The sequence below is a fragment of the Thermobifida fusca YX genome (assembly GCF_000012405.1).
In the GTDB taxonomy this organism is placed as follows: Bacteria; Actinomycetota; Actinomycetes; order Streptosporangiales; family Streptosporangiaceae; genus Thermobifida; species Thermobifida fusca.
In genome coordinates, this window is sequence record NC_007333.1 from 1,900,354 (window position 1) to 1,919,000 (window position 18,647).

The following is an 18,647-nucleotide window of genomic DNA, read 5'->3' on the forward strand; positions in this document are numbered from 1 at the left end:
ACCTAAAGCGACATTCTTCACAAAAAATAAGAAAATGAATTTCTGCTTTATGTCAGAAATAACCACTTTGTCGCAGTATGGCAGACATATCGGAGTTCTACCGCTGGGGTTCCGCTGCGACTCCCCCATGCGCTCCTGCGGCGGGCTCACCGGCGCCGGTACACCGACAGCCGGAAGACCGCGGTCACCTCGACCGGTTCGGGCAGCCGGGCCAGGCGGGAGCGCACCGCCTCAGAGGTGGTGTGGCGGGCGTTCGGCGTCATCCCCACCAGGGTTGCTGCCTCGGCGTGGGAGAGCCGCAGAGGCAGCGTGAACTGCTCGTCGGCTTCCTGGGTGAAGCTGCGGTGCAACTGCGCGGCCAGCCGTTCCTCTTTGCGAGGGTCCACGGCGATCAGCTCCACGTGCGACCGCAGCTCAGCGAGGTGACGGCGGCCCGGGGTGACGACCAGCAGTGTTCCCCCGCGCTGCACGACCCGAGCAAACTCCGCCCCGTTCCGAGGTGCGAACACGTTGAGCAGCACTCCCACGGAGTCTGCCGCCAGCGGTAGGCCCCGCCACACGTCACAGCCCACCGCTCCCGCCCGAGGATGGGCGCGGGCGGCCCGCCGTAGCGCATATCGGGACACGTCCACGGCCAAGCCGTACGCCTTCGGCAGGGCATCCAGCACAGCGGCCAGGTGGTGTCCGGTACCCGCACCGATATCCGCTACCAGTCCCCCAGTCCACCGCTGCGCAGCGTGGTCGGCCAGTACCGCCGACAGCGGGGCGTAGTGCCCCGCGTCGAAGAATGCGCTGCGGGCCTGCACCATGTCCCGGTCGTCCCCCGTGGTCGCCGGGCGTCCCACGGTGAGGTTCACGTAGCCTTGGCGGGCAGCGTCGAAAGAGTGCCCCGTCCTGCAGGCCAGCGCAGTCCCCTGCTGCTGCATCCCGTTCCCGCAGTGCGGGCAGGCCAGCGCCGCCGCCACGGGATCGGGGATCCGCAGCCGTTGCCTCTCCCCCATGACCGTCCAGGCTACTGGCGCCTGGCCCTTCTAGCCTCCGAGCATCTCGCCTCGCGCACCATGGTCCGCGGCCAGCGCACTCCCGGCACCGGGTCCTCGCGGGCGGCCCTCCGCTCACGCTACCGGTGTGCTCAGGGCTGGCGCAGGTCAATAGGCTGGTGCCGCTTGCTGCTCAGCCTGGACGAAAGGTTGTGATCCTATGGCGTCCCGTCCCACCGTGCTGCTGCTCAACGGCCCCAACCTCAACCTGCTGGGTTTGCGCGACCCCGCCCAGTACGGCACCACCACGCTCGCCGAGATCGAAAAACGGGTCGTGTCGCTCGGTGCCGAGCTGGGAGTGGACGTGGTGTGCGCGCAGAGCAACCACGAAGGCGAGCTGATCGACCGCATCCATGCCGCCCGCGAGCTGGACGGCATCGTGTTCAACCCGGGCGCTTACGCCCACACCAGCGTTGCACTGCGCGACGCTATCGACGCGGTCCCCACCCCGTGTGTGGAAGTCCACATCTCCAACATCTACGCCCGGGAACCGTTCCGGCACACGTCGATGACCGCCCCGGTCGTCAACGGCATCATCGGCGGCTGCGGGGTGCACGGCTACGAACTGGCGCTGCGGCACATCGTCTGGCTGATCACCCAGGGCAGGTGAACCGGCCGCACACCCCCTCCCGACGCCACGGGTCGTTCACCTCTGGTTAAATTCTTCGACGGCAGAGAACCACTGTGTGTTCAGTCGGGGGATGAGGCAACCGTGTCGAGGGCAAAGCGCCGCGCAGGGACCGTAATCGCGCTGCTGGGCGCGTTGACACTGGTAGCCGGGTGCGGCAGCGACAACGCGGTACGCGGCGGCGCGCAGATCCCGGTGCCCGAAGACCTGGAGTGTTTCGACGGCGCCATTCGCGGCGCCGGCTCCAGTGCCCAGGAACTGGCCATGCAGGTGTGGATCTCCGCACTCCAGACCGCCTGCGACGATGCGCGGATCTACTACGACGCGATCGGCTCAGGCGGCGGACGGAACCAGTTCATCGACGGCGCGGTGGACTTCGCCGGGTCCGACGCGGCCATGGACGAAGGCGAACAGGAGGAGGCCCGCCAGCGCTGCGACTCCGACGTCATCCACCTGCCCGCCTACGTGGTACCGATCGCGGTGGCCTTCAACCTGGAGGGCATCGACTCGCTCAACCTGACCCCCGACACGCTTGCCCGCCTGTTCAGCGGCGACATCACCCGGTGGAACGACCCGGCGATCGCGGAGACCAACCCCGACGTCGACCTCCCCGACCTTCCCGTGGTCCCGGTCAGCCGTTCAGACGAGTCCGGCACTACGGAGAACTTCACGGCCTACCTGGCGGCTGCTGCTCCTGACGCATGGCCTCACGACCCTGACGGGCAGTGGCCCTTTCCCCCGGTGGAAGCCGGGCAGGGCAACAGCGGCGTGGCCCAGGCGATCCGTGGCGGTCAGGGCACGATCGGCTACCTGGAGGCGTCCCACGCTGAAGGCATGGCCACGGTCCGCGTGGGCTCGGGGGACAGCTTCGTCGCCCCGTCGCCGGAGTCTGCGGCACGGATCGTATCGGTCTCCCCGCGGCGGGACAGCACCACCCCGCACGACCACGCCATGGAGTTGGACTACTCCGCTACCGAAGCCGACGCCTACCCCATCGTGCTGGTCAGCTACGAGATCGCCTGCCTGTCGTACGCGGACGCCGCCACCGCGGAGGGAGTGCGCACCTTCCTGTCCTACCTGCTCAGCGCGGAAGGCCAGGAAGCAGCGTCTCAGGAATCCGGGTCGGCTCCGCTCGACGCGGAACTGCGCGCAGAGCTGCTGGAGTCCGTGGCGGCGATCGGCACCCACTGACCGCTCCCCTGCACTGCCAGGGCTGCGGACTGGTGCCAGGAGGGTGGGCCGCTGCGGCCGTGACTGGAGACCGAACGGGGGTATCGGTGATCGACACAGAGTTTGTCGACCATGTTGCTGACCGGCTGGCCGCCCTGCCCGGGGTGACCGCGGTGAGCCTGGGTGGCTCCCGGGCCGTGGGCACGCACCGCGCCGACAGCGACTGGGACCTGGCCATCTACTACCGGGACCGGTTCGACCCGCAAGACTTGCGGGACCTCGGCTGGCCCGGTGAAGTCTCGGAGATCGGCGGTTGGGGCGGCGGGGTGTTCAACGGGGGTGCGTGGCTGACCATCGACGGCCGCCGGGTGGACGTGCACTACCGGGACCTGGCCGTGGTGGAGCACCAGATCACCGAGGCGGAGCACGGCCGGTTCGAGGTTGAGCCGCTCTTGTTCCATCTCGCGGGGATCCCCACCTACCTGGTGGTGGCGGAGCTCGCGCTCAACCGGGTGCTGCGCGGCAGCCTGCCGCGGCCGGTGTTTCCGGAAGCGCTCCGCGCCAGTGCCCCGCCCCGCTGGTGGGGCACGGCGCGTATGACGTTGGACTATGCGCGCAGCAACCACGCACCCCGCGCCCAGGTTGCGCAGGTGGCCGCGGGAATCACGGTAGCTGCCTGCCAGGCCGCGCACGCGGTGCTCGCCGCCCGCGGCGAATGGGTCACCAACGAGAAAACCCTGCTGGACCGGGCGAACGTGCGCGGTATCGACGGGATTGTTGCCGGGCTGCGCGCTGATCCGCACGCACTGACCGAGGCAGTGGATGCGGCTCGCGCGCTGTTGACCGAGCGGGTCGACGCCGCTCTCAACCAGCGGCCTGGCCCAAGCCCGAGCCGTTAACCGTCCTGTCAGTGCGGTTCAGGCTGGGGCGGGCGCGGCTTCCAACGGAGGCGGGTCAGCGTGCGGGCTTCCCACAGCACGACCACGGCTCCCGCGGCGAGTGCGGTGAGCACCGCGCTGGTCGCATGCGCCGCCACCGTGTGATATGTCGGGGTGAGCGTGCCCCACAGGTTGATCAGCATGTGGCTGACCACGACCGCGGCGACACTTGCCCCCGTGTTGACGTAGACCCACGTCCATAGCACGCGTAGGGCGACCGTGGCGAGGAACTGCCAGGCCACCCAGTCGGGCGGGTGGACCTGGCTCCACGGCACGACATGCCAGGCCGCGCTGACGACACCGATGACAAGGGCTGTGGTCAGCGCACCGTGGCGGGCACGCAGCGCGTCGGTGGCGTACGCCGTCCAGCCCACTTCCTCGGCTGCAGCCGCGCCGAGGTAGACGCAGACCAAGGCGAGCACCCCGGGCAGGGTCGGCTGCGGCATACTGACCGGCTCCCCGGCAAAGCGCAGGAGGAGGTGGGTCAGCACGGGCCCCGCGGAGACCAGGGGTATCGCGGCATACCAGACCCACCGGCGCGGGCGGGGCGGGACCAGCAGCCGCCCCCACAGGGCACGGACCGCGGCGGACCTCCCCTCCTGCCAGGCCAGCAGGGTAGCGGCGATGGCCGGGCAGACGAACATGAGCGCGCTGACCGGCATCGCCATGGGAACCGCGTCGGGGCTCTCGACGAGAAACCCGAGGATCCAGAAGGGAACCGCGAACAGGAACGTCAGCAGGAAGAGGCGGAGCGGCGCCACCAGTGTCGGCGTGTCGGTCACGGCTACGGACTCCGTGGTTGCTGGTGCAGAAGGCCCCGGCGCTTTGTCGGGTGCTGTCCGGTTCGACGGGGCTGCGGGGACCGCGGTTCCCTGTGCTGCGGGCCTGGGAGGGCCGGGTGTGGTGGATGGAGTGCTCAGTGTTCCCGAGGACGGCGTCGGACAGCGTCCCGGCTCCGGTGCCACACGGCGGCGAGCCGGTTCCAGCCGTGGCGGAGCAGGGTCAGCGGCCGCGGGCGGCGGGCCCCGATCCCCCAGTCGTGGGGGACGGCGATCGCGGACAGGTCCACCGTGTCGGCTCTGCCCTGCATCCGGTAGCGGCCGTGGATCGCGGCTACTGCCGTGCTCAGGTCGTCTGGTTCGGCGGCGGTTCGGGCGAGGGCCCGGGTGCGCCACAGGGTGAGCTGCTGGGGCGTGTCGTGGACGAGTTCCACGACCCCGGCGTTCGCCCATTCAGCGCGGTCCACGAGCTGGGCCACGGTCCGCGGCGCCACCCCGCAGGTCACTGGCACGCGGAGCAGGTAGGGTGCGGGGAATCCGGTGCGGGGTGGGTGCGATGCGAACCGGACGCGGGGTTCGGCGAGATAGTGGGCTTGGATCAGGCGGGCTTCCACCCACCAGTCGGCCTCGGTGTCCCAGTCGGCGACGAGGACCACGTCCACCTCCACGCCTGTGCTGGCGAGGAGCCGGTCCACGCAGGCGCGCACGAGTTCGTAGGGGTGCTGGGCCGCGTCGACGACGGCGAGCACCATCGGCACCCGGTGTTCTCCACGACGCCGCGGCCGGTAGGCGGGGCGGGCGTAGGGCACGAGAGTGCTGAGTGCGTCGCTGCGCAGTCCGGGCACACGGGTGCGGGTGGCGGTGGCGCTGCCTACGTGCCAGGCGCGTGCCTCCCGGTCGGGGATGAAAATCGCCCCGTGCTGCCACAGCCGGTAGCCGAGTTCGGTGTCGTGGCCCAGGGTGAGCGCGGGGTTGACTCCGCCAGCGGATTCGTAGAGGGCGCGGCTCATGGTCACGCATGCGCCGACGAAGGCCTGGTAGCTCAGGCTGTCGGCGTCGCGGAGGTCGTTGGTGCGGGCGAGCAGCCGGGCGATGCGGGGATGGGGTGGGGCGTCGGGGAAGCGACGGCGGAGGGTGCGGGCCACGACAGGGTCGGCAGCGTCCACCGGGTCGGGATCGTGGTCGAGCGCGTAGCGGAGGTCGGCGAAGGACACCGCGTGGGAGTGCGTGTGCTGCCAGCGGACCAGGGTTTCGATGAGGGTGGCTTCGACTAACAGGTCGGGGTCGAGCCAGCACAGGACTTCCCCGCTGCTGATGCGGGATCCGTGGGCGCGGGCATGTCCAGGCCCCCAGCCGTCGGGCGGGGCGGGTTCGATCCGGCACCGGTGGGGCCGCCGGTCGGGAAGGCGCAGCCGGGGTGTGGAGTGGTCGTCGACGACCACGACTTCCATCAGGTGCGCGGGGTAGGTCTGGTGGGTGAGGCAGGCGAGGAGCCGGTCGAGCTGCCGCTGGTTGTTGCGGGCGGGGATGACGATGCTGACGGTGGGGCCGGGTGTCCAGGAGCCCACGGTGGGCGGGGTGAGGGTGCTCCAGTCGTTGCGGAATACTCGCGGATCAGTGGGTTCGGGCGGTGACACACCCTCGATTGACAACTCTGTGTAACTAAATAGATTCACACGGTCACTATAGGGGGCAAGCGGGCAGGGTTCTGGGAATGGCCTGCTCTGCAGCCGGGGGCGTCGCCGAGTCCGTCCTCCTCGGCGACGCCCCCATGACCGCACGGTCACCGTCGCGGCATTCCGACGCTATCCGCAACCAGAGACACTTTTCAGTTTCCCCCGCCGGCCACGGCTTTACTCTCCCACCAGGACCAACGCTTCGTGACTAAGATCACTTACCATAGTGATCTCGGTAACGAAAAATTGGTGCGGGGTGGCGGCACGGCTATTCCCCTTCCCGTGCACCGGTCCCTCCGGAAGAGAGCCGCGCACCAGCGGTGCCCGCCTCCTGTCTTGCGGCTCAGCCCCGCAGCAGGGCGCGGTGGGCCAGTTCACGGCAGACCACCGCGAAGTCCATTCCCGCGGCCTCCACAGCCAGCGGCAGCGTGGACGTGTCGGTCATTCCCGGAGAGACGTTGACCTCGAGGAAGTAGACGCGCCCAGTCTCATCGATGATGAGGTCGGTGCGGGAAACGTCCCGCAGCCCAAGGGCGCGGTGCGCGGTGACCGCCGCATCCGCGGCAGCGCGCGCCACCTCGTCGGAGAGCCGGGCCGGGCTGAAGAACTCGGTGCGTCCCGCGGTGTAGCGGGCCGCGTAGTCGTAGACACCTCCGTCCGGCACGATCTCCACGGCGGGCAGCGCCACCGGGCCGTCCCCCAGGTCAAGCACGCCAACCGCGACTTCGACCCCCGTCACCTGCTGTTCGATCAGCGCGGTGTCGCTGTAGGCAAAGCAGCTCACCAGGGCCGCGGGCAGCGCGGACGCTTCCGTGACGGCCGTCGCCCCGAACGCGGAACCGCCCTGGGCGGGTTTCACAAACAGCGGCAGCCCCAGCATCGCCACGATGCGCTCCAAGACCGCGTGGGCACCCAGGTCGTGGAAGAGCGACTTGGGGAGCGCCAGTCCACGCGGCACGGCAATCCCCTGCTCGGCGACGAGGGTCTTCGCGATCGGTTTAGCGTAGGTGGCCCGGCAGGCATCGGGACGGGCACCCACATAGGGGACCCCGGCCAGCTCCAGGACTTCGCGGATCGCCCCATCCTCCCCGGACGTGCCGTGGAGCACCGGGAACACCACCTGCGGCGGATCATCCGTCAGCAGATTGAGCAGCTCAGGACCGACATCGCAGGTCTGCACCTCCACGTCGAGACGGCGCAGCGCCTCAGCGACACGCCGACCGGAGCGCACCGACACCTCGTGTTCGGGTGACAACCCTCCGGCTAGCACGAGCACCCGGTTCAGGTCGGCCACGGTCCTGCCCTCTCTTCGTCCCTGTTCTGCTGTGGTCACGACTGCTCGGTCTCCTACGGCAGGTCAGGCGCTGGCGCCTCGCCGCCCCGCCCGGTGGAGGAGGGGACACCACCGAAGGTGTCACGCAGCTCGATCTCGCTCTCCAGGACACTCACCAGGCGGCGCACTCCCTCGCGGATCTGTTCGGGAGTGGGATAGCAGAACGACAACCGCATGTTGCGTTCTCCGCCGCCACCGTAGTAGAAGCCGGTTCCCGGAACGTAGGCGACCCGTTCGTTGACGGCGCGGGGCAGCATCGCCTTGGAATTGATCCCTTCGGGGAGGGTCGCCCACACGAAGAAGCCGCCGCTGGGCCGGGTCCACGAGCATTCCGGCGGCATGAGCGCGTCCAGGCTCGACAGCATGGCGTCGCGGCGGGCCCGGTACATTTCGTTGAACTCTTTGATCTGTTCCGGCCACGGCTGGGTGGCCAGGTAGCGGCCCACAATCGCCTGGTTGAAGTTGGAGTGGCTGAGCATCGCCGACTCGACGGCCAAGATGAGCTTGTCACGCACCGCTGCCGGAGCCAGCGCCCAGCCGATCCGGAACCCGGGGGACAGCGTCTTCGAAAAAGACCCCAGGTAGATGACGTTGCGTTCCGACTCGGCGCGGAGCGGACGCACCGGATCGCCTTCATACCGCAGCAGGCCGTACGGGTTGTCTTCGACGACCAGCAGGTTGAACCGCTCGCAGATCTCCAGGACGCGGTGGCGCCGCTCCGGGGCCAGGGTGACCCCGGCAGGGTTATTGAAGGTCGGCACCGTGTAGAAGAACTTGACCCGTTTTCCTTGACGGGTCAGGGCGGCGAGACGTTCCTCGAGCGCTTCGGGGATGACCCCGTCGTCGTCCATGGGGATGTGTTCGATGTGGGCCTGGTAGGCGGCGAAGGTGTTGATCGCGGTCACGTACGTGGGCCCCTCGGTCAGCACCACGTCGCCGGGGTCGACGAAGACTTTGGTGACGAGGTCCAGTGCCTGCTGGGAACCGACGGTGACGATCACGTCGTCCGGACTGGCGTCGATCTCCTCGAGGGCCATAACCTCGCAGATCTGCTGGCGCAGCACCGGGTCGCCTTGGGCTGAGCCGTACTGCAGGGCGGTGCGGCCCTGTTCGACGACGACCTGCTGAGCGAGTTCCCCGAGAGCGTCCAGCGGCAGGGCGCTGATGTTGGGCATTCCCCCGGCGAGGGAGACCACTTCGGGTCGGGAAGCGACGGCGAACAGTGCGCGGACTTCCGAGGCCACCATCCCTGCGGCGCGTGCCGCGTAAGCGTCGACGTAGGGGTCGATACGTGAACCCTGCGGGTTGGGTTGGGACTCTCGGGGATCAACGGACACGATCCACCTCCGCTTGTGAAGGACCCGTACGGACCGGAACCGCCGACAGGCGGGGCCGCGTACGCGGTCCATATCTGGAGGACGGCGGGCAAAGCGGTCATCCCCCTCTTTTTCCGCCGTCGACGCCCCGGTTAATGAGGCAAGTGTACGCACTTGTCAACCTCAGCACCCCCAATGGCCGCATCCGCAGCGGTGTAAACCTCCTCACGGCCGCTAAGTTGGGAGGCGCCCGCGGGCGAGCGGGCACGGCGCCCTACTCGGGGAACGTCGGCAGGAAAGCGGTAAGCCGCTGGGCGGAGACGCGCTCCGCCTGGCGCGTGGTTCGCGTCGTCCCGTGGACAGCCCAGCGGACCGGGGGACGCGTAGGGGGGACGGTTCCGGTCAGCGGGTGAAGCCCCGCAGCCGGTCAAGCTGGCGACGTTCACGCTTGGTGGGGCGTCCCGCACCGCGGGGGCGGCGGGCCACCGGAACGGCGAGCTCGGGCGGCACCACAGGAGTGTGGTCGATGTAGCAGCGGGTCGCGATCGGCGCACCCACGCGTTTTTCGATGATGTGGGTGACCTCGACGATCCGGGTGACTCCGTTGACGCGAGCCCGCACCCGGTCGCCTACCTTGACCGAGGTGGCGGGTTTAGCGGGCTTGTCGTTGACCCGAACGTGCCCGGCCCGGCATGCCTGGGCCGCGTCCGAGCGGGTCTTGGTGAGGCGTACCGCCCACAGCCACCGGTCCACGCGCGTAGCGGGGGGACCGGGCGGGAGCGGAGGAGCCGTTTTCTGCGGTTCTTCCGAACGGGCCGGTTCCTGCCTGGGATCGTGGTCGTGCACGGTCCCCAGGGTAGCGTCGGCTCCCTGGGTTTCGAAGGGGCCGGGGCGGCCCCGGTACGGTACGGCGCCGCCCCGAGTCAGGCACCGGTCAGCAGACGTTGTAGCTGCTGTTGATCCGGGTGATGTTGCGGAAGGTGATGTTGATACCGCAGGGGTTCTCCCGGATACCGGTGTTGGTCACCGTGAGGTTCTGGATGGTGACGTTGGCGGTGTTGGGGAACTCCGACCGCGCAGCGATACGGATCTCCCCGGAGTCGCGCACCGTTCCGGACTGTCCGGCCACGGTGACGTTGTAGCAGTTCTCGATGAGGATGGCGTTGTTTCCGGTGTTGGCCAAGTCGATCCGGTCGATGACCGCACCGCCGCTTTCGGAGACGCAGAAGACGCCGCGTCCGCCGCCGCGGGCCCGCACTTCACCCACGCGGATGTTGACGGGGTAGCTGTCGCCGATCCGTCCGTTGCGGTTGGCCATGCGGAACGCCGCGTACCCGGTGCCGGTTCCCGCGTTCTCCGCGTCCACCAGGCCCACGTTCGCGTTGATGGTGTCGTTGAGCAGCAGTCCGGAGTAGGCGACGTTGCGTGCCACGACAGTGCCGATCGTGATGCCGTCCACGCCGTAGGTTTCCACGCCGTGATTCCCCGTGCCCGACACGTAGACGTGGTCGATGCTGACGTTGCGGGTGCGGACACTCCGGTTGTCATGGTTGTCGATGCGCATGCCCAAGCCGCCGGAGAGCCGCAGGTCCACCTGGCCGAAGTGGACGTTGGACGCGTTGCGCACAAAGATGCCGAAGTAGGGGTTGCCGGTGACGCTGATGTTGGGGACCTCAACGTCGTGGGCGTTGCGGATCCGCACTGCCGCGTGGTTGGCTGACGGGCTGCCGGTCACGTTGATCGTGCCGCACACGTCCAGCACGGTGTAGCTGGGCAGGTCGAGCGAGCTTCCCGCGCTCATCGAACCGGAGCCGCGCACCACCACCCGCTCCTTGTGAGTGCGTCCGGGGGTGAGGCTGTTGACCGCTGCCCGCATCGCCTGGAGCATGTCGCTTCCGGTGTAGAGGGTGCTGCCGCCTTTGCGCGCGGTCCACGTGGTGCCGTTCTTCGTGACTTCGGCGTGGTAGGAGCCGCTACCGCAGGTGTCGGAGCCGCCGCCGTTGTCGGTGACTTTGATGAGCTGCCAGCGCTGGTTGGCGCCGTCGTGGTCGGTGTACTGGGAGATGCGGGCACCGTTGGCGGTGGACCATTCCCAGACCTCCAGGGCTTTGCCGCTGTTGCGGTTGATCAGCCGGATGTCGCCGCCCGCGGAGTCGACGACCCGGAACTGCTGGTTGTACCCGCCGTGGTGGTCGTACTGGCGGATTTCTGCGCCATCGGCGGTGGAGCGTTCCCACACGTCGACGGCTTTGCCGCTGTGCCGGTTGACCAGCGCATAGTAGCCGTCGCCGGCGGGGACGAACCGGAACTGCTGGTTGTACCCGCCCAGGTTGTCGTATTGGCGGATCTCGCCGCCGTTGGCGGTGGACCATTCCCACACGTCCATGGCTTTGCCGCTGTGCCGGTTGACCAGCACATAGTAGGCGCCGGTGTCGATCGTCGCTGCCATAGCCGGGCGGGCGACAACCGTGAGCAGCGCGGCGAGGAGCGCAACAACGCCGCCGCAGGTCATCACGAGTCGCACCGATGAGGGCCATTCTCTCCGGTGGACTAGGGAGGGGGTGAGGGACACGTGTACCTCCGTGGGGATCATGTCCGGCACTGCGCCGGACGGGAGGGGCCGCATGTGCGTCCCAAGTGACGCGCTCGCCGAAGCGAAAGCGTTGTCCGAATAGCTAAGGAAATATCACTGAGCGCGTCAATACCCCTACGTTCCGCAGCGGCGCCATTGTACCCCGGTGAGGCCCGCCCACCAGCGCAACCGGCGTTGCGGAAGCGATATGAAGAATGCGCCAGAGTGCACACCCCCATTCATAGAGTCATCCCATGTCTGTTTCCGTCCCTCGTGTACGGCGGTGGCTGCTCGGCATCCTCGCCGCCGTCCTCGCTGTCGCTCTCATCACTGCTGGACTCGCGGTCTGGACAGTGCGGCGTTCTTTCCCCCAGGTTTCCGGGGAACTGGAGCTTCCCGCGCTGAGTGCACCCGTCACCGTGTACCGCGACGAGTACGGCATCACCCACCTGTATGCCGACACCCCGGAGGACCTGTTCACCGCCCAGGGCTATGTCCATGCCCAGGACCGCTTCTGGTCCATGGACTTCAACCGCCACGTCACCGCGGGACGTCTTGCCGAACTGTTCGGTGCCGACCAGGTCCCCACCGACGCCTACCTGCGCACCATGGGCTGGCGCCGCGTTGCCGAAGCCGAATACGACCTCCTGGCGGAGGAGACCCGGCGCTACCTGGACGCCTACGCCGAAGGCGTCAACGCCTACCTCGAGGGAAAATCCGCCACCGAGGTAAGCTTGGAATACGCGGTGCTGGCGGCCACTAACAGCGAGTACGAGATTGAGCCGTGGAGCGCCGTCGACAGCCTGGCCTGGCTCAAAGCGATGGCGTGGGACCTTGCAGGCAACATGCACGACGAGATCGCCCGTGCCTCGCTGCTGGCTCGCGGCCTGCCCCGGGAACAGGTCGAGGAGCTCTACCCGGCCTACCCGGAGGAGCAGCACGCCCCCATCCTCGCCGGCGGCCGGGTCCGCGACGGAAAGTTCGTCCTCGACTCCGACGAGGCGGAGCAGCGCGACGAGGACGCTGCCGACATCCCCGCCACCGCTGCGGTGCGCGCGCTGGCCGGGCTGCAGGAACCGCTGGAAGCGATCCCGCGCACTTTCGGTCCTGCCTCCTCCGACCTGGGCTCCAACTCTTGGGTGGTGTCCGGCGAGCACACTGCCTCAGGGCTGCCGCTGCTCGCCAACGACCCCCACTTGGGCGCGGTGATGCCGTCCATCTGGTACCAGATGGGCTTGCACTGCACCACCGTCGACGAATCCTGTCCGTTCGACGTCACCGGGTTCACCTTTCCCGGCCTGACGGGGGTGGTCATCGGCGCGAACGACACGATCGCCTGGGGGTTCACCAACCTCGGCCCCGACGTGATCGACCTGTACCTGGAGAAGCTCGACGGAGACTCCGCGATCGTCGACGGCGCCCCCGAACCGTTGGAGACCCGCACCGAGACCATTCGGGTTGCGGGCGGCGACGATGTCGAGATCACCGTCCGGTCGTCCCGCCACGGTCCGCTGCTGTCCGACCCGGAGCTCGGCGCGCAACTACGCACGTTCGCCGCCAAGGCGCCGGTCACTCCCGAAGGGGAGCCTGCCGAGACCGCCCAGGACGGCGACTATGCGGTCGCCATCAGTTGGACCGCGCTCACCCCGGGGCGGACCGCAGACGCGATCTTCCTACTCAACCGGGCCCGCACGTTCGACGAGTTCCGGGAGGCGGCGCGCACTTTCGAGGTTCCCGCCCAGAACCTCATTTACGCGGATACTTCCGGGAACATCGGCTACCAGGCCCCGGGGAAGATCCCGGTGCGGGGGAAGGGTGACGGCCGCTGGCCGGCACCGGGGTGGGACTCCGACTACGACTGGAAGGAGTATCTGCCTTTCGAGGAGCTGCCCACCGTCGTCAACCCTGATTCGGGGTTCATTGTCACCGCCAACCAGGCGGTGGTGGACTCCGGGTACCCGCACCTGCTCACCACGGACTGGGACTACGGCTACCGTTCCCAGCGGGTCGTCACGCTGCTGGAAGCTGCGATCGCAGACGGCGGCCTGACCGTCGAGGACATGGTGGACATCCAGTTGGACAACGAGAACAGCGGGGCGCGGGCCCTCGTCCCCTACTTGGTAGAAGTGGACGTGGAGGGGGCTGCCGCGCAGGCCCAGGAGCTGCTCGCCGGCTGGGACTTCCAGCAGGACGCTGACTCGGCTGCCGCGGCGTTCTACAACGCCACCTACCGCCACCTGCTGCCGCTGGTCTTCGACGAACTGGGCGCCAACCCGAAGATCGAGGCGTCACAGGCCTGGCTGCTCTTGACTTCCCTCGTGGAGTCTCCCGAATCCGAGTGGTGGCGCGGCGAGGAGGTCTCCAGCCGGGATGAAGCGCTGCGCGTGGCGATGGAGCGGGCCGCCGCGGAGCTGACTGAGCTGCTCGGCGAGGACGTGGCTGCCTGGCGGTGGGGTGACCTGCACACGCTCACCGTCCGCAACGCGTCCTTCGGGGAATCCGGTATCGCCGCGGTGGAGTGGTTGTTCAACCGGGGCCCGGTCGCGACGGGCGGGGGTTCCAGTGTCGTCAACGCCACCGGCTGGGACCCGGCCCAGGGGTACGAGGTCACCACGGTGCCGTCGATGCGCATGGTGGTGGACTTGGCGGACGTGGACAACTCCCAGTGGATCAACCTGACCGGCAACTCGGGGCATGCGTTCCACCCCCACTATGCCGACCAGCTCGAGCTGTGGGCTGCGGGGACGATGCTTCCCATGCGGATGACCCGGAGCGCCGTGGAGGAGGCGGCTGAGCACACCCTCGTCTTGCGTCCCTGATCCACCATCGGTTGTGGCGAGGCGGGGTGCCGCGCGGAGCAGGCAGCGGCACCCCGCCCGGTACGGGCCGGGGTTCTACCCTGGTCGGAGGTCCGAGGACGGCCGGGAACCTACGGTTTGCGGGCCAGTCCTCCGGCGAGCAGGTGGTGGGTGGTGCTGTCGGTGGGGGTTTCGGCGTCCGGACGCCACTCGTTGGCGGCGACCACCCCCGGTTCGAGCACGTCCATTCCTTCGAAGAACCGCTCGATCTGCTCCTTGGTGCGGAACCAGCCGCTGCCCAGGCCACCTTCGAGCAGCGCCTGTTCGACTTCGCGGCAGACCGGGTCACCGGAGTCGTAGAAGTGGGTGATCAGCATGTAGCTGCCAGAGCTGATGCGGTCCCGAATCTTCCGGGACAGCGCCCACGGGTCGTCGGAGTCGTCGAAGTGATGCAGGATCGACGCCAGGAACACCGCGACCGGCTGGTCGAAGTCCAGCAGGGCACGCACTTCGGGGTTGTCGAAGATTCCGTCCGGGTGGCGCAGGTCTGCTTGGACAACAGTGGTGGTGACTTCGTCGGCGAGCAGGGCACGGCCGTGGGCGAGGACCACCGGGTCGTTGTCGATGTAGACGACGCGCACTTCCGGGTCGATCTCGTGCGCGATTTCGTGCACATTTCCGGCGGTGGGCAGGCCGGAGCCGATGTCGAGGAACTGGCGGACACCGGCACGGACCAATTCCCGGGTGGCACGGCGCAGCAGCATGCGGCTTTCCCGGCCCAATTGTTTGCCCTGGGGGAAGACCTTCTCCACGGCGGCCGCAGCGGCCCGGTCGGCGGGGAAGTTGTCCTTCCCGCCGAGGAAGTAGTCGTAGACGCGGGCGATGCTGGGGACTTCGGGGTTGATCTCAGCGGGGAGGTTGGTGGGATCGGGTGCCTGCGTTTTCATCCAGGATTCACTGGCCATGGAACCGCTCTTTCACCTGAGGGAACCGCTGGGTAACAAGGGTTGTCGAGATCATCAAACCACAGGAATGGCCAGGTAATGTCCGTGTTTCCCGAAATTGATCCCCGCCAGACAATAAAAGCGACAAATGCCCTGTTTTAGGACAATTTCTCGGGGTTAGTTCCGCGGTGATTCCAAGGCCGCGCGGACCCGTGCCAGCACTTCTTCGTGGGACGCCCCCGCTGGGTAGACCGCCACAAGCACCGCACGGTCCCCCCGCTCATCCGACCGCTGCTCACCGCTGCGGCGTAGTGCGGGCGCCATCATGTCCACGACGAACGCCAAGGCCTGGTCGAGCCGCTCCAGCGGCGAAGGCGACGTGACTTCCGGAGCGCGCAGCCACATCCGTAGCACATGGTTGTGCGCGGCAATTACTGCCGCAGCCACTACTTCCGCGGCGAGCACCCGCGACTCGTCACTGTGCCCGCCGGTCAGGTGCTGGGTGAAGAGCGACTGGTAGCGCGCCGTCATTGCGATTTCGCGGTCCCGTAGCGCAGGACGGGTCCGCACCAGGCGATAGCGGCGCACGGCCAGGTCGGGCTGGCTGGTGTAGGAGCGGAGCACCATGCGCGCCGCCGAGCACACGGCGCTCACTGGGTCTTCGGGCGAGGAGGCGAGATGGGTGCGCACCGCCTCCACCAGCTCTTCTTGGTCAGCGAAGAGCAGGTCGTCTTTAGACCCGAAGCGCCGAAACAGGGTGCTGCGGCTCACTCCGGCGGCGACCGCGACGTCGTCCATCGTGGTCGCTTCGAAGCCTTTCTCGTCGAATAGTCGCAGCGCCGCGGCAACAACCCCGCGGCCCTCCGTACGCCCCGCCATCACCTCTCCTCGCACTCGTTCGACCCCTGGGAACCGCCGCCCCATTCTGCCCGCATGACTACCTATCCCCCATACTGACACTTAGTTCCGTTTATTGACACTTAGTGTCATACTGGGGATGTTCGCGACGCTAGGAGACCCCATGAGTGACTTCGACCTCTACCGGCCCACCGAGGAGCACGAAGCCCTCCGCGAAGCCATCCGCTCCGTCGCTGAAGACAAGATCGCCCCGCACGCGGCCGACGTCGACGAGCAGTCCCGCTTCCCGCAGGAGGCCTACGAGGCGCTGCGCGCCAGCGACTTCCACGCTCCCCACGTCGCGGAGGAGTACGGCGGTGTTGGCGCAGACGCGCTGGCGACCTGCATCGTCATTGAGGAGATCGCCCGGGTGTGCGCCTCCTCTTCCCTCATCCCCGCGGTCAACAAGCTCGGCTCGATGCCGCTGATCCTCTCCGGATCTGACGAGGTGAAGCAGCGCTACCTGCCCGAACTGGCATCTGGCGAGGCGATGTTCTCCTACGGGCTCTCCGAGCGCGAGGCGGGATCCGACACCGCGAGCATGCGCACCCGTGCCGTCCGCGACGGCGACGACTGGATCCTCAACGGCCAGAAGTCGTGGATCACGAACGCCGGAATCTCCAAGTACTACACGGTGATGGCGGTCACCGACCCGGACGGGCCGCGCGGACGCAACATCAGCGCTTTCGTCGTCCACATCGACGATCCCGGGTTCTCTTTTGGAGAACCGGAACGCAAGCTCGGCATCAAAGGTTCGCCCACGCGCGAACTGATCTTCGACAATGTCCGTATCCCCGGCGACCGCCTGGTGGGCAAGGTCGGGGAAGGACTGCGTACCGCGCTGCGCACCCTCGACCACACCCGCGTCACCATTGGCGCCCAGGCTGTGGGCATCGCCCAGGGGGCGCTCGACTACGCCCTGGGCTATGTCAAGGAGCGCAAGCAGTTCGGCAAGGCCATCGCCGACTTCCAAGGCATCCAGTTCATGCTCGCCGACATGGCCATGAAGCTGGAAGCGGCCCGCCAGATGGTTTACGTCGCTGCCGCCAAGTCCGAGCGCGACGACGCCGACCTCTCCTTCTACGGTGCCGCCGCTAAATGCTTCGCCTCGGATGTGGCAATGGAGATCACCACTGACGCGGTGCAACTACTCGGCGGCTACGGCTACACCCGGGACTACCCGGTCGAGCGGATGATGCGCGACGCCAAGATCACCCAGATCTACGAGGGCACCAACCAGATCCAGCGGGTGGTCATGGCCCGGCAGCTCTTGAAGAAGTGAGCGAGCAGCGCTGGCGAGGCCAGTGCTGCTGACCGGAGGATCCGTTTGCGCCCCTCGGAGCCCAGCTCCGAGGGGCGTTTCCTTGGCACGGCCCGCCCGCGGTCCCCGGTCCCCGAGGCCGTCTCTTACCGATGGTCGAGCGTGCCTGGCTCTCGAGACGGTGAGCTGCCGCTGACCTTGCGGTGAGTTTTCCGATTATCAGCCGACATTGTCGGGGCGGATTATTCACAATAGAGAATTCCGTCCCTTTTTTATGTCGTGTGAGGTGCGCATGCCCAGCGGTGAGCGGTACTGGGTCCGCGGCTATCGGCGCAGAGACGGAAGCTATGTCCGAGGGCACTACCGCAGGTATCCACGGTCGCGTTCGACATCCGATCCGGGGAAGGCTGTCTTTGGGCCGTGGTTGTTCTGCTGATCCTTGTGGGGCTAGGGATTATGACGCTCGTCTAGCCCGCAAAACTCACCCCGGATGGAATGGTGATCGAAACCCCTTGGGGCGACCTACTCCTGTCAGCCTGCTCGACAAACGGTGGAGAGAACAGCAACATCCGCCCTTCGGAGCATTGTTTCCGAAGGGCTTTTCCGTTGCATCCTCGCAGCGACACCCTGCGGACCATCCGGTGCATGGGCAGCGTATTCACTGTTCAGGACGAGTGGTAGGAGAGATGCTCCTGTCGCACCGGGCTGCGCGTATGCTCTCCTCCCGTGCACTCCCCTGGCTCCAGCACAGTACGGCGACCGGGAGAGGAATCGCGATGACGCGGCTGCGCGAACCGCTTCTCTCACCGATGTGCTTCCCCCACCAGAACCACTCTCTTCTCTCCTGCAGAGCAGCCCGGAAATCTGCAGCAGAATCCTCATACTCTCCTTTCCCGCCGACCGAAATCCGTTATCACCAACTCCAGCAGTTCCACATTTCCATAAAAGGAAACCCATCACTAGTGATGTGGTATTGGCGCTGGCGAATAATCTTTTCCCCGGCTCTCTCCTGCAGCAGTGTTACAGGAAATCCAGAGATCTTGCTGGGCGAGCGGAAAATCCGGTTTTGCTCTCCTCTGCACTTCAGCGGTGTCGGTGCACTCCGGCGACGGAAACGCGGCTCTCTGTCAGAATTGCCCGGCGGCTGGGGGTGCTTCGCTGCCGGAAGCGTCGATGCTCCACGCTCGTCGACCCATGGGAAAGACTGGCTGTAGCACGGGACGAATGCGGGGCAGAAGTAGGGTCAGACCACCGTCCCGCATCTCTCGTGCGTCGTGCAGCCGCGAACTGGGCGC

Annotated in this window: 14 protein-coding genes; 5 read left to right on the forward strand and 9 right to left on the reverse strand. The window is 67.4% G+C overall.

Annotated features, from left to right (window positions below):
* Window positions 1-146: 146 nt before the first annotated feature.
* Window positions 147-1,001 carry a putative RNA methyltransferase gene (locus tag TFU_RS08055; protein WP_041428040.1) on the reverse strand — a complete coding sequence of 285 codons (855 nt, stop codon included), beginning with the start codon at window positions 999-1,001 and terminating at the stop codon, window positions 147-149.
* Between the two features lie 199 nt (window positions 1,002-1,200).
* Here TFU_RS08055 and aroQ point away from each other — a divergent pair, with 199 nt between their 5' ends.
* From aroQ to TFU_RS08070, 3 genes are all read left to right on the forward strand, one after another.
* Window positions 1,201-1,650 carry a type II 3-dehydroquinate dehydratase gene (gene aroQ, locus TFU_RS08060; RefSeq protein ID WP_011292061.1) on the forward strand — a complete coding sequence of 150 codons (450 nt, stop codon included), beginning with the start codon at window positions 1,201-1,203 and terminating at the stop codon, window positions 1,648-1,650.
* 102 nt (window positions 1,651-1,752) lie between these two features.
* Window positions 1,753-2,859 (forward strand): phosphate ABC transporter substrate-binding protein PstS, encoded by a 1,107-nt coding sequence (pstS, locus tag TFU_RS08065; protein WP_011292062.1) that lies wholly within the window; start codon window positions 1,753-1,755, stop codon window positions 2,857-2,859.
* A gap of 86 nt (window positions 2,860-2,945) precedes the next feature.
* On the forward strand, window positions 2,946-3,737 hold the full coding sequence (locus tag TFU_RS08070) for a nucleotidyltransferase domain-containing protein (protein ID WP_155983543.1): 792 nt from the start codon (window positions 2,946-2,948) through the stop codon (window positions 3,735-3,737).
* Window positions 3,738-3,745: 8 nt separating this feature from the next.
* Here TFU_RS08070 and TFU_RS08075 read toward each other — a convergent pair whose 3' ends face one another.
* The 6 genes from TFU_RS08075 to TFU_RS08100 form a co-directional block, all read right to left on the reverse strand.
* Complete coding sequence (locus TFU_RS08075) at window positions 3,746-4,558, reverse strand: CPBP family intramembrane glutamic endopeptidase (RefSeq protein WP_011292064.1); 813 nt, start codon at window positions 4,556-4,558, stop codon at window positions 3,746-3,748.
* A 134-nt stretch (window positions 4,559-4,692) separates the two neighbouring features.
* The gene (locus TFU_RS08080) at window positions 4,693-6,192 is read right to left on the reverse strand and encodes a glycosyltransferase (protein WP_159055960.1); all 1,500 of its coding nucleotides are present in this window, start codon (window positions 6,190-6,192) and stop codon (window positions 4,693-4,695) included.
* Between the two features lie 382 nt (window positions 6,193-6,574).
* On the reverse strand, window positions 6,575-7,525 hold the full coding sequence (locus TFU_RS08085) for a D-alanine--D-alanine ligase family protein (protein WP_041428044.1): 951 nt from the start codon (window positions 7,523-7,525) through the stop codon (window positions 6,575-6,577).
* A gap of 53 nt (window positions 7,526-7,578) precedes the next feature.
* On the reverse strand, window positions 7,579-8,901 hold the full coding sequence (locus TFU_RS08090) for a PLP-dependent aminotransferase family protein (protein WP_011292067.1): 1,323 nt from the start codon (window positions 8,899-8,901) through the stop codon (window positions 7,579-7,581).
* A gap of 381 nt (window positions 8,902-9,282) precedes the next feature.
* The gene (locus TFU_RS08095) at window positions 9,283-9,633 is read right to left on the reverse strand and encodes an RNA-binding S4 domain-containing protein (RefSeq protein WP_255266141.1); all 351 of its coding nucleotides are present in this window, start codon (window positions 9,631-9,633) and stop codon (window positions 9,283-9,285) included.
* Window positions 9,634-9,814: 181 nt separating this feature from the next.
* Window positions 9,815-11,452 carry an RICIN domain-containing protein gene (locus TFU_RS08100; RefSeq protein ID WP_234351649.1) on the reverse strand — a complete coding sequence of 546 codons (1,638 nt, stop codon included), beginning with the start codon at window positions 11,450-11,452 and terminating at the stop codon, window positions 9,815-9,817.
* 254 nt (window positions 11,453-11,706) lie between these two features.
* Between TFU_RS08100 and TFU_RS08105 the strand changes: the two genes are divergently transcribed.
* Window positions 11,707-14,271, forward strand: coding sequence for a penicillin acylase family protein (locus TFU_RS08105; RefSeq protein ID WP_011292070.1), 2,565 nt, complete (start codon window positions 11,707-11,709; stop codon window positions 14,269-14,271).
* A 110-nt stretch (window positions 14,272-14,381) separates the two neighbouring features.
* On the opposite strand, the gene TFU_RS08110 is transcribed toward TFU_RS08105, so the two are convergent.
* Together TFU_RS08110 and TFU_RS08115 are read right to left on the reverse strand one after the other, a co-directional pair.
* Window positions 14,382-15,215 (reverse strand): SAM-dependent methyltransferase, encoded by an 834-nt coding sequence (locus TFU_RS08110; RefSeq protein WP_011292071.1) that lies wholly within the window; start codon window positions 15,213-15,215, stop codon window positions 14,382-14,384.
* A 156-nt stretch (window positions 15,216-15,371) separates the two neighbouring features.
* On the reverse strand, window positions 15,372-16,073 hold the full coding sequence (locus tag TFU_RS08115) for a TetR/AcrR family transcriptional regulator (RefSeq protein WP_011292072.1): 702 nt from the start codon (window positions 16,071-16,073) through the stop codon (window positions 15,372-15,374).
* A gap of 142 nt (window positions 16,074-16,215) precedes the next feature.
* Here TFU_RS08115 and TFU_RS08120 point away from each other — a divergent pair, with 142 nt between their 5' ends.
* Window positions 16,216-17,373: an acyl-CoA dehydrogenase family protein gene (locus TFU_RS08120; protein WP_011292073.1), complete on the forward strand. Its 1,158-nt coding sequence runs from the start codon at window positions 16,216-16,218 to the stop codon at window positions 17,371-17,373.
* Window positions 17,374-18,647 lie beyond the last annotated feature (1,274 nt).